Genomic DNA, 12,730 nt, shown 5'->3' on the forward strand with positions numbered 1-12,730 from the left:
ATTTGAAATGTAAATTTGGTATTTTAACGTGCATAAAATACAGATTCAATACCCTGTACTTCCTCGACTAATTGTTGCCATTCTACTGAATTAATTAGAGAATATGTATCTAAACTATGCCCTTTAGCTGACGAAAAATTGCCAAAATATTCTACCCAGTTTAACAGCGTTTCTGTACTCAAAAAAGGTGTGTACTTCAAAGATTCTTGAAGCCACTTCTGCATTCCGCTTAGATCTTCTTGACAGTAAGCCTGCCAAGCATTCCACACTAAAGAGCTGTAGTGCACCCGGTTTTCTATCTTCGCCATTGACCTCTGCACCTTTTTTTGAGTAACAAATGGATCTGTTTGACGATCGCAAAGTAAAGCTTTTTCGATCGCCTCCATCGACTCTGCCAACATCCGTTCCTCTTTAAACACTTTCTCGGCCCGCTGCTTGCAAGCTTGACCGATTTGATGTCGCAATTCTGGATTCATCGCCCAAGCTTCTACAGTTTCCGCCAATTCCCTCGCGGTTCCCTCTGGATCGGTATTCGGATCGGGCAACAATTTCCCAGTATCACCAAGCCCTTCAGGAATGCCGCCCACAGCCGTTGCAACTACCGGCAATCCCTTAGCCATCGCTTCCATAACTGCAAGAGAAGGCGCTGCATCTGCCACAGAAGTCAAAATGAATATGTCGCTAGCATCCAGCCAATCGAGTATATCCCAGCGCTGTCCGATCGCCTTCACGCGATCGCTCACGCCTAACTCTTTAATAGTTTCCCTCAATTCTATTTCTACATTATCAGCGCTTCCCTCACCCGTTCCTGCCCACACAAAATACAGTTTAGACCACACAGGAGACTGCTGCAACTGCTTGATTGCTTCAATCTGATATTGATGCCCTTTAATCGATGCCAATCGAGCAGATGTGAAACAGACAATCGCCTCTTCAGGAATTCCTATTTCTTGCCGCAGGCGTTGACGAGCTGCAGCATTAGGATGTGCAAAATATTCAGAAGAACGCCCCAAGTAAATCACTTGTCCTCGCTCTTTTGGCAACTTGAAATGTTGGCACAATAAATTCAAATGTTCGTAAGCGCCAACAATCAAGGCTCTAGCTTGCAGGCAGTGGTAGAGCACTCCTTCTACATAAGGCACTACATCTCCGCAGGCAAAAGTGGCGTGTTCTGGCATAACTAACCCAATCACCATCATGTATGGTATTCCCATTTGCATCACTACCTGTTTAGCTGCAAAATTGGAAAATGGCCAACCATCGCTAAAAATAATCATATCCGGTTGATTGCTAGCAAAAAGCTCTCGTGCATCCTGAGTATTTCTTAACACCCGCTGTAAATCTTTATGCCCGCTAAAATCCAGCCACAAGTGTTCTATACCTAACTCTCGTTCTCGCTCAAGCAAGGGGCTAGAATGTTTGGTTTGCACGCAGGTGACTCGATAGCCTAACAAGGCTAACTCACAGAGAATGGCATGATTGTACTGCGCTAATCCTCCCACGCCCGGATCGTCCGTGTTGTAGAGTAGAATGTGGGCTTGCGCTTTTGAAGGTGTGGGAATAGAACTCTGTTGAGATTGGGGTGGATTAGTCATCACCATCTGAATTATCTCTTGCCATTGGGCTAACTTACTCAGCGAATAAGCGTCAAAATTTTCACCATATTCTTCAGAAGCCATCTGAAAACTTTCCAGCCAATTCAACACTGTTTGTGTGGGCGAAAAAGGCGTATATTGCAATGACTCTTCTAAACACTGGGCCATCTCTGTTAGATGGCCGTCGCGATACATCCGCCATGCCAGCCACTTTAAGCATTGATAGCGTTCTGGGTTTTTTAACTGCCGGATTGACTGGGGCAAATCGGGTCGAGCGAAGAATTTTTTCATCACAATTTCTATATTCTTCATTACGCGAAAACCGATTGACATGAGATTAGAATTGTGCTGGCGATAACAGGTAAGTTTTTCTTCTAACCAAACTGCTTTGCACCCTTTTAAAGCTAAACGCAAGGCAAAGTCTAAATCTTCTGCTAGTGGCAACTGAGAATCGAAACCGGCCAATTTTTCCCACCAGTTTCGGCGCAGCATCATCGCACTGGGTCGCACGCATTTATATAGAATAAAGCTTTCTAAATTTAATTTAGACGCTTGTTGCCAAGGCTTGACAGCAGAAATCTCTCGCCCGGTTTCATCGACGATTACCCAACCTGTTTGCACCATATCTAAGGTGGGGTTAGCGTCAAAGCAAGCTAGTTGTTTCTCTAGCTTGGATGGTAGGAAATAGTCATCGGCATCGAGAAAGGCTAAAAACTCGCCTTGCGCTAGTTGGCAAGCAATATTTCTGGCTGCTGCTACTCCTTGATTTTCCTGGTATATGTAGCGAATTCTGTCACAATAAGGCTGCAATACTTGCTGCGTGCTATCTGTCGAACCGTCATCTACAACTATAATCTCCAAATTAGTAAAAGTTTGACCTAGGGCGCTTTCCACGGCTTGTACGATGTAGCGAGATCCATTATATACAGGTATAATTACGCTTACTTGCGGTGTTTGAGTAGCTGTTGACATTATTTAGCTCGCTGTTAACCTATGATTATATAGTTTAGATTAATTTGGCGGATTTTCATCATTATTCTGTGTTCGGTTGATCTAATTACAAAAACTTGAATTTTGGCAAAGTGTAGCATATAATTTTACATGGAATGACAACTCAAAAGGAAAATAAAAAATGAATTCAGAAACAGTGCAAGTGAATTTCCAGCAGCAGGCAGAAATTTATTTGGCTACAGGGAACTTCGATCGGGCGATCGCACTTTGCCAACAAATTTTGGCATCTGAACCCAATTCAGCAGAGACTTGCAAGACCTTGGGAAAGGCGCTGCAAGCTCAGGGTAAACTAGAAGACGCAAGGTATTGGTATAAAGTTGCGATCGCCCTGCAACCCGATTTTGCCGAAGCTTTTGCTAACCTAGGCACTCTCTGTGCTACTTGGGAACAGTGGCAAGAGGCGATCGCCTGTTACCAAAAAGCCATCTCCCTGCAACCAAACTTTGCAGGATTTTACCGTAATTTGAGCCGGATATTTACCCAAGTCGGTCAAGCTGAAGAAGCAGCAGATTGTTGGTATCAAGCACTCATGGTGGAACCGATAGAGATAGCAGAAGAATATCTCGATTTAGGTAATACTTTGTTGGCGCAAAACAAGCCAGAAAAAGCGCTGACTTGTTACCACCGCACGATTTATTTAAACCCCAGCTTTTGCGAAGCTTACTGCCAATTAGCAGAAGCTGCTAGCGAGCTAAAGCAGTGGGACGAAGCTATTGTTAACTACCGCAAAGCTATTCAACTCCAGCCGGAGATTTCTGATTTTCATTACAAATTAGGCAATGTTTTGCAAGCTAAGGAACTCTGGCGCGAAGCGGAGGCAGCCTACCGAAAAAGTATTGATTTAAATCCCAATTCTTTTTTGTCATACTACAACTTAGGCAGCGTGCTGCTCAATTTAGAAAAATGGCAAGAAGCTGCGATCGCCTACCGCACGGCGGTGGAAATTAACCCGGATTATTCTTGGTCTTACTACAGCATCGGTGTAGCTTGCGATCGATTAGAAGAATGGTCGGAATCCGCCGCAGCTTACCAGCGCGCTACTGAATTAGATCCGAATTTTTTTGCAGCTTTTCACCAGTTAGGAGATGCTCTTGTTAAACTAGAAAAATTGTCGGAAGCTGAGGCTGCATACGAACAGGCGATCGCACTAAATGCGGATTTATTTTGGTCTCATTATAACTTAGCTTTGACTTTAGTTCAACTTCAAAAGTTTGAAGCCGCAACACTCGCTTATCGGCGGGCGATCGCACTCAATCCAGAATTCTCTTGGACTTACCACAATTTAGGAGCAGCGCTGTTAAAAACCCAACAGTGGAAAGCCGCAGCTACCGCTTACCAACGTGCTATTGAACTTAATCCCACTATTTCTTGGTCTTATTACAATTTAGGCGATGCTTTGAGTGGAAATCACGCATGGAACGATGCTGTTTCCGCCTACCTTTGTGCGCTTCAAATCGAGCCGTCCCTCCCGAAAATTTACATAAAATTAGGTGAGGCTCTAACTAAAAGAACTCCGGTAGATTCAGATGTAGCAACTAGCTACTATCACCACGAAATGCAGCCGCTGCACGCTCCTGAATTTTACTGCGAAATAGCCCAAAAGTTTGCTGAGAGCGATCGGCTTAACGAAGCCATAATGTTGTACTTGATGGCATTAGAAATTAGACCCAAAGATCCAGAAATATCCCAAAAATTAGAGGAGATTTTAGAAAAACAGCGTCAAACAGGGGAATCTACTCTATTATTAGAGTTAGAGGCTAAGGATATTCGCGATCGCTACATTGCCAGAGTAGTCAAAGGCAAGACTTTTGCAGAAGTCGGCGGCTTGTGGGGAACTGTCAGCGAAAAAGTATCTGTAGCTAGCAAATACGGTGCAGTTTCTCTGACAATGATTGATGCCATGCCGGCATCCCTCCACTGGTGGCAAGATTTTCACGATCGCATGACAAGTTTAAATATTGCTAATTATCACTGTATCAATCAAGATATCACTCAGATTCAACTTGCAGACATTGGCGAACCTTACGATGTAGTTCACTGTGCAGGAGTTTTGTACCATCACCCCCATCCGTTGCAGATTTTAGTTGCCTTGCGTCAGATAACTCGCGAGCATTTAATTTTCACTTCAGCTATTACCCAAGAAGTTATAGAGAATGAGTTAGGACGCTATGAAATTCCGCCTTCTGGAGTAATGTTTATTCCAGCTTTGGACGACGCTGAACGAGCTATTTTAACAGCTTATTGGCGGCCATACATCAACAACAACGCACTTATAGGGATAACTGAAAAAGCAGTTTTTGACATGGACAATTTTGCGGCGTGCTGGTGGCTACCTACAGCTAATGCTTTAGAAGCTATGTGCGAAGTCGCGGGATTTAAGGTTTTAGATAAAGGATTGACTTGGGACAATAATGCTCTGACTCTGCTGCTGGGGATTTGAGGATTGCTAAACGAACAATAACAGGACTTGCTTGTGCACAAACGGCTAAACACCCGGTTTAGGAGCGGGTTCCTCATTTTCTTTCTCGATATTCCTACTAGAAACCGGGTGTTTTCCGTAAATCCTAAATAAAATAGCTGCCCACATTTTTGTGAAGAAAACAGGAACAGGGAAATAATCAATGAACAATCAGCAACCAGAGACGCCACTAGGAAACATTTTAGTAGTAGACGATACAGCAGAAAACCTGCGTCTGTTGTCTACGATGTTGACTCAGAGAGGATACACCCCCCGCTGCGTGATTAACGGAAAAATGGCTTTGAGAGCGTGCAATTCTAATCCACCAGATTTGATTTTGCTCGACATAATGATGCCGGAAATGAACGGTTACGAAGTTTGTCAGCATTTGAAATTAGAACCTAAAACTCGCGAAATTCCGGTAATTTTTATCAGCGCTAAAGATGAAGTATTTGACAAAGTAAACGCATTTGCTGTGGGAGCTGTTGACTATATCAGCAAGCCATTTCAGTTTGAAGAAGTGCTGGCCCGCATCGAAAGTCACCTCAGCCTGCGGAATTTACAAAAGCAGCTAAAAGAACAAAATATGCTGCTGCAAGAAGAAATTACGAGCCGATTAGCAGTGGAAAAAACTCTTCAGGAGAAAAACCAAATTTTGCAACAAGAAATCAGCACCCGTCGCGCCGTTGAAAAAGCTCTGCAAGAGCAAAATTTGGTACTCCAGCAAGAGATATCCCACCGCCAGCGCGCCGAATCTGCTCTATTAAAATCTAACCAAGAATTGGCGCGTTCAAATGCAGAACTAGAACAATTTGCTTATGTGGCTTCTCATGACTTGCAAGCGCCTTTAGCAACCATTGCTAGTTACGCTCAACTTTTAGAAAAACGCTACAAAGACCAACTCGACAGCCAAGGTAGTAAGTTTATCGGCAATATCGTTCAGGGCTGCACCAGAATGCAAACTTTAATTGACGATTTACTCGAATATTCCCGCGTTGGCAGGAGTCGGAAACCTTTTCAACTGACAGATTGCAATCATGCAGTCGAGCAAGCACTCGCGAACCTGCAAGGGGCGATCCGCGAGACTAAAGCCGTTGTCACCTACAGTGAATTACCCGCGGTAATGGGGGATATTTCTCAACTCGTACAACTATTTCAAAATTTAGTCAGCAATGCGATTAAATATCGCCACGATGCAACGCCTGTGGTTCATATTACCGCTTGCAAACAGGAGGAAAACTGGTTAATTTCTGTCTCAGATAATGGAATTGGGATTGCTCCACAGCATCAAACACGTATCTTTCAAATTTTTCAGCGCTTGCACACTCAAAGAGAATATTCTGGGACTGGTATTGGTTTAGCAATTTGTCAAAAAATTGTGGAACTTCACGGCGGATCTATCTGGGTGGAATCGGAACCGGAGCAAGGTTCAATTTTTTACTTTACTCTCGCTTAATTGAGGTATAGTTTCGCCAATGTATAAGCTATAATCTTGGCAAAATTAATCACTTTCTCTATTCTTAAAATGTGTTACATCGAATATATAATGTAGAAATCAAAAAAAATAATAGGGGGAGATAAAAACATTAAATAATTGTTGGTAAGGAGTGTGAGTATCGGGGTGGGGATATGGGCTACAGTTGCATTCATTGTTTTAATTGGTATAAATGGCAATTTAGAATAAAACTTCTTTTCCGTTGACAGTCTAGTTGGTGCGTGATATAATTTTACTTATTAAACATATTATTTGTAAAGATTGCTTACCCTCCCCGAATCTGACGATCGATGTATGTGTACGTGGAATTGAATGACTGCCCGGAAAATAAAAGGTAAAATTCCAGTTATTTTAATATTTTCTTGATTAACAAATATTATGAAAGCAGTTTTTAACTTAGCTTTGCCTCCTATCTGCTTTAAAGTTCTGTTAGTAGAAGACAACCCTCATGAAGCTGAGCTGATTGAAGATTTGCTGTCAGAAATAGGCGGCGCGCAGCGTATAGTGCTGACGAAAGTAGAGCGCCTCAGCGAAGCGCAGCAGCGATTGAATCAAGAAACTTTTGACATAATTTTATTAGACCTTTCATTGCCAGATAGTCGGGGAATCGAGACGGTTGCTCGGGTACAAGAGTACGGGGTAAATGTGCCGATCGTAGTTCTGACCGCCCAAAACGACGAAGAACTTGCCCTGCGGTTGATTTCTGTCGGCGTACAGGATTATTTGGTAAAAAGAAAAATCGACAGCGAACTGTTAATTCGATCGCTCCGCTACGCCATAGAACGCCAAAACAGTCAAGATGCTTTGCGAAAAAGTGAAGAAAAATATCGCTCGGTGGTGGAAAATTCCCTGATCGGCATTGCCATCATCGCTCCAATTATTGACAGCGAAATTCCTCTAAATTGCCACTGGATAGAAGTTAACGATGCCCTGTGCAATTTGCTGGGCTATGAGCGCTACGAACTCGTGCAAAATAATTGGCTAGAGTTGACTCATCCAGAAGATTTGGAGGCTAATTGTGAAAATTTTTCTCAGATGTTAGCAGGTAGGAGCGACGGTTACATCTTAGACAAAAGGTTGCTCAGAAAAAATGGCGAAATAGTTCACACGCGAGTTTCCCTGCGCTGCATCCGCCGCCTGGACAGGTCTATCGACCGGATAATAGAAGTAGTGTTGGACGTGAGCGATCGCTACCGCTACGAAGCCAAACTGAGAGCATCAGAAGAATTTTTAAACCACACCATAAATGCTACGCCAGACCCAATTTTTGTCAAAGACGAGCAACACCGCTGGATGATATTAAATGATGCTTTTTGTCAGTTGGTCGGCAAATCGCGGCAAGAACTGCTCGGCAAATCAGATTATGACTTTTTCCCCCCATCAGAAGCTGCTGTTTTTTGGACAAAAGATGAAGAAGTATTGACAACGGGTATCTGCTTGGAAACCGAAGAAAGCTTCACAGACTCTGCCGGAAAAGAACACATAATTTCTACCAAAAAAAGCGTCTTCCAAATAGCAGACGGCAGTAAAGTAATAGTGGGTACAATTAGAGATTTTACCGAATACAGACAGCAACAAAAAGCCCTGGAACAAAGCGAAGCTCGCTTTCAAAAATTGGTAGCTAACCTGCCGGGAATAATTTATCAATTACGAATGTCAGCAACTGGAAAAATGTCTTTCCCTTACATTTCTTCAGGCAGTAGCCAACTCTACGAATTAGAGGCAGAAGCAATAGAGCAAAATGCGGAACTGATTTCCAATGGAATTCACCCAGACGACCTCTTAGATTTAAAAGCATCAATGGCAATTTCAGCCACTACGCTGGAACCTTGGCAGCAGCAGTGGCGACAGACTTTGCCATCTGGAAAAGTTAAGTGGCTGCAAGGAGCTGCGAGACCAGAAAGGCTCACTAATGAAAGCAAATCTGGCAGCGAAGGCGATATTCTCTGGGACGGTTTAGTGATGGATATCACTGAATTAAAGCAGGCACAAACAGAGCGCGATCGTTTTTTCACTATCTCCTTAGACTTGCTTTGTATTGTAGGTTTTGATGGTCGTTTTAAACGTTTAAACCCAGCTTGGTCAACAGCTTTAGGGTACAGTATTAGTGAATTGTTTGCCAAGCCAATGATCGATTTTGTTCATCCAGACGATCGAAAAGTCACTGCTGCCGAAGGAGCAAAACTAATAGCGGGTACGTCCAGTATATCCTTTGAAAACCGCTACATCTGCAAAGACGGTTCTTACAAATACTTCCTGTGGACGGCATCGCCATTTAGCGAAGAAGGTTTAATCTACTCAGTCGGTCACGACATTACCTCTCGTAAACAAGCAGAGTCCCAACTCCAGCGACAAGCAGTAGCAATGGCCGCTGCTTATGACGGCATCGCTATTTTTAATAATAATAAAGAATGTATTTATTCCAACGAAGCTTATCTCAAAATGTACGGCTTGGCTAGCCCTAGCGAAATGTATGGCAAGAAATGGAAAATGCTCTACAGCAAAGCAGAAAATATATTTTTTGAATTACAAATAATGCCGATGCTTCTGCAAAAAGGGTACTGCAATATAGAAGCGACTGGTCAGCGCCGTGACGGTACTAAGTTTCCTCAAGAATTGTCGCTGACAATGCTTGTCGGTGGCGAAATTATTTCTATAGTCCGCGATATAACTAATAGAAAACAGGTAGAATCAGCCCTGCGATCGAGCCAGCGCCGCTACCAAACTTTAGCAGAAGCATCGCCAGTTTGCATATTTCACACTGACACATTTGGAAATTGTCTTTATGTGAATCAACGGTGGAGCGAAATTACGGGATTAAACGCAGAATTAGCAGCAGAAATTGGCTGGATGAATGCCATACATCCCGATGATGTGGATCGGGTAAAAAATGAATGGCATAGCTCAATTATTGATACAATTCCTTTTAAATCAGAATACCGATTTCAGCGTCCAGACGGTCGGGTAATTTGGGTGATCGGTCAGGCAATTGCAGAAATCGGAGACAAGCAGGAAATTAAAGGCTATATCGGCACTATTACTGATATTAGCGATCGCAAACAAGCAGAATTAGATTTGCTGCGAGTTACTCAAGCGGTGGAAAGCACCAGCGATGCGATCGGCATTGCTGACTTGACAGGGCGATCGCTCTACCACAATCAAGCCTTTGTTCAACAGTACGGCTACACAGCAGAAGAACTAAACACAGCAGGCGGATTAACAGCAATTTATCCTCAAACTAAAGTGCTGCTAGAAATGTTTAAAACGCTCCGTAAAGGCAAATCTTGGCAAGGCGAACTCAAAATCAACACTAAAAACAACGAACTGGTAACAACTTTATTTCGCGCCGACGGCATTAAAGATGAAACTGGTCATTTAATCGGGTTAGTGGGAGTAATTACCGACATCACCGAACGCAAACAAGCGGAGATGATCCTGCAGCAGCAATTAAGGCGAGAACGGCTAGTAGTTGCCATGCTCGATCGCATTCGCTCCTCCCTAAATTTAGAAGAAGTCCTGACAACTGCTGTCAAACAAGTGCGGCAATTTTTGCAAACAGACCGCACAGTTATTTACCGCTTTAATCCCGACTGGAGCGGCTTTGTTGTTGTGGAATCCGTGGCAAAAGATAGAATTTCGCTGCTAAATTTTAACAATATTGATGGCTGTTTTAAAGAGAAATTTGTTGAAGTTTATCAGCAAGGCGGTATTAGATCAATGGAAGATATTTACCGGGAAAATTTGACGGAATGCCACATGAAATTTCTCGAAAAAATTGAAGTAAAAGCTAACTTAATAGTACCAATTTTAAAAGCACGAGAAAGCATTTCCCAGACCCAACCGACGGCAGAAAATCAGCTCTGGGGACTGCTGATAGCCCAGGATTGCAGGGGCCCCCGTCCCTGGGATTCCTCAGAAATAGAATCTCTCCGGCAATTGTGCGTGCAATTGGCGATCGCGATTCAGCAATCGACGCTATTTCAACAAGCACAAACGGAAATTGTCGATCGCAAACTTGCAGAATCTGCCCTCCAACAAGCTGCATTAGCTGCTGAAAGCGCCAACCGCGCCAAAAGCGAATTTCTGGCCAATATGAGCCACGAACTACGCACGCCTTTAAACGGCGTTTTAGGTTACGCTCAAATCCTCAAAACCGACAAAGACTTAAGCTCAGATCAGCAAGAAAGTCTCAGCAATATTCAACAGTGCGGTCAACACCTGCTGATGTTAATCGACGATGTTTTAGATCTTTCCAAAATTGAAGCTAGAAAAATGGAACTCTACCCGGAAGAGTTGAATTTTCTAAATTTCACGAAAAACATTGCAGATCTCTTTCAGATGCGAGCTTCGCAAAAAGAAATTTTATTCCATTACGAACAAGTCTCTCCCCTCCCTAGCTGCGTTCGTGTAGATCCAAAAAGATTGCGCCAAATTCTCATAAATTTACTCAGCAATGCGGTTAAGTTTACTAACAGCGGCGGTGTGACTTTTAAAGTCGGCTATGTCGGCACAGAGGCCTGGAGTCGAGGGCAAGGAGACAATTATGAGTTCTCGACTTTGAGCTCGGAACTAAAACAAAATTATATGCGCTTTTCCCACAATCCGATCGCAGCCAAACACGCTTTAAAAATCCGCTTTCAAGTCGAGGATACCGGCACGGGAATAGAGCAAAGCAAGTTAGAAGAAATATTTTTGCCATTCCACCAAGTAGGAGGCAATACATTTGTTGAAGGTACAGGTCTCGGACTCTCGATTAGCCAGAAATTAGCGAAACTAATGGGTGCCGAAATTCGCGTCCACAGCACTTTGGGAAAAGGCAGCACTTTTTGGGTAGATTTAGAATTGCCAGCAGCTAAACGGTACTTGGAGGTGTCTCCTTTGCAGGAAAAACGCTGGCTGGTCGGTTTTATCGGCAACAAGCGGAAGGTGTTAATAGTGGATGACAATCAACAGAATCGCGATTTGTTGTCCAGGCTGCTGCGACGTTTAGGATTTGATGTGGCAGAAGCCCAAAACGGCCAAGAATGCCTCTACAAAACAGTTGAATTTCAACCGGATGTCATTTTAATGGACTTGCGGATGCCTGTAATGGATGGCTTAGAAACGGCAAGAAGACTGCGGCAGTTGCCGGAAGTAAAAGATGTTGTGTTAATCGCTATGTCAGCTAGCGTTTTCGAGGCTACGCAGCAAGATAGCATCCTCGCAGGGTACGATGCTTTTCTTCCCAAACCGATCGAAGCAAATCACTTTTTGGAACAGTTGCGCCTGCGTTTGGGACTAGAATGGATTTATGGGGAATCTTCGGAAAACAAAAAGCGCAAACCTCCCAGTTTGTCACCAGCCTCTGATTTTCCTGCTTATTCTTCTCTGTTACCTGCGGCTTCTGAGTCGGTAGTAAAACTTTTGAAACTCGCAGCTATGGGCGACATTGAAGAAATTTTTGATGAGAGTGCTAAGCTGGAGAGTTTAGAACCTAATTTAATGCCGTTTGTCTCGAAGCTGCGCCAACTTGCTAAGGGATTTCAGCTCAAACAAATTCGGAATATTTTAAAGCAATATATCGATGGTCAGTAGGCAGTAGTCAATCGATTTTAGATTTTAGATTTTAGATTTTAGATTAAAGAATTGAAGTATTGACTTGCGCGAGATAAATTCGGCGGCTCCTTTATCGGATACAGGTTTTTTATTTCTGGACGGATGAATCACGTGGCGGGTATCCTGGATGCTTTCGGTCAGTAGTCAGTGGTCAGTGGTCAGTAGTTATATCATGTGCGATCGCTCGATCGGACACGATCTCACTCTAATAGCCAACCAAATAATTCTCCTACTGTCAGTTGCAATTCCATGGCAAAAGATGGCACGGGCAATAACTGTTCCGGTTCGTCAAACACCTCCGTTGATTGAGTCGGCCGATATACAAAAACCGATCGCTCCTCTGGATCGATTAACCAACCGATTTGAGTTCCATGTTTGAGACAATATAAAATATTTTTAGTAACTTTAGTTTGGCTTTGGTCGGGGGAGAGGATTTCAATTGTCCAATCCGGGGCGATCGCAAACACATTTGCCACACCACCATTTTCTTTACGGGGAATGCGTTCCCAAGTGAATACAGTCATTCGATTTTAGATTTTAGATTTTAGATTTTGGATTGACTTGCGCGAGATTAAT

General features: G+C 43.3%; 4 protein-coding genes and 1 pseudogene. 3 read left to right on the forward strand and 2 right to left on the reverse strand.

Annotated features, from left to right (window positions below; all coding sequences use genetic code 11):
* Nucleotides 1–23: 23 nt before the first annotated feature.
* Nucleotides 24–2,567, reverse strand: a complete 2,544-nt coding sequence (locus QUA88_RS23930; protein ID WP_333274201.1) for a glycosyltransferase — start codon at nt 2,565–2,567, stop codon at nt 24–26.
* A 160-nt stretch (nt 2,568–2,727) separates the two neighbouring features.
* Here QUA88_RS23930 and QUA88_RS23935 point away from each other — a divergent pair, with 160 nt between their 5' ends.
* From QUA88_RS23935 to QUA88_RS23945, 3 genes are all read left to right on the forward strand, one after another.
* The gene (locus QUA88_RS23935; RefSeq protein WP_333274203.1) at nt 2,728–5,046 is read left to right on the forward strand and encodes a tetratricopeptide repeat protein; all 2,319 of its coding nucleotides are present in this window, start codon (nt 2,728–2,730) and stop codon (nt 5,044–5,046) included.
* A 181-nt stretch (nt 5,047–5,227) separates the two neighbouring features.
* Nucleotides 5,228–6,520: an ATP-binding protein gene (locus QUA88_RS23940; RefSeq protein WP_333055688.1), complete on the forward strand. Its 1,293-nt coding sequence runs from the start codon at nt 5,228–5,230 to the stop codon at nt 6,518–6,520.
* A 417-nt stretch (nt 6,521–6,937) separates the two neighbouring features.
* Complete coding sequence (locus tag QUA88_RS23945) at nt 6,938–12,133, forward strand: PAS domain S-box protein (protein ID WP_333274207.1); 5,196 nt, start codon at nt 6,938–6,940, stop codon at nt 12,131–12,133.
* A gap of 221 nt (nt 12,134–12,354) precedes the next feature.
* Here QUA88_RS23945 and QUA88_RS23950 read toward each other — a convergent pair.
* Nucleotides 12,355–12,678 (reverse strand): annotated as a pseudogene (locus QUA88_RS23950) (Uma2 family endonuclease); the annotation flags it as partial.
* Nucleotides 12,679–12,730 lie beyond the last annotated feature (52 nt).

Source organism: Microcoleus sp. D3_18_C2 (assembly GCF_036702395.1).
Taxonomy (GTDB): domain Bacteria; phylum Cyanobacteriota; class Cyanobacteriia; order Cyanobacteriales; family Microcoleaceae; genus Microcoleus.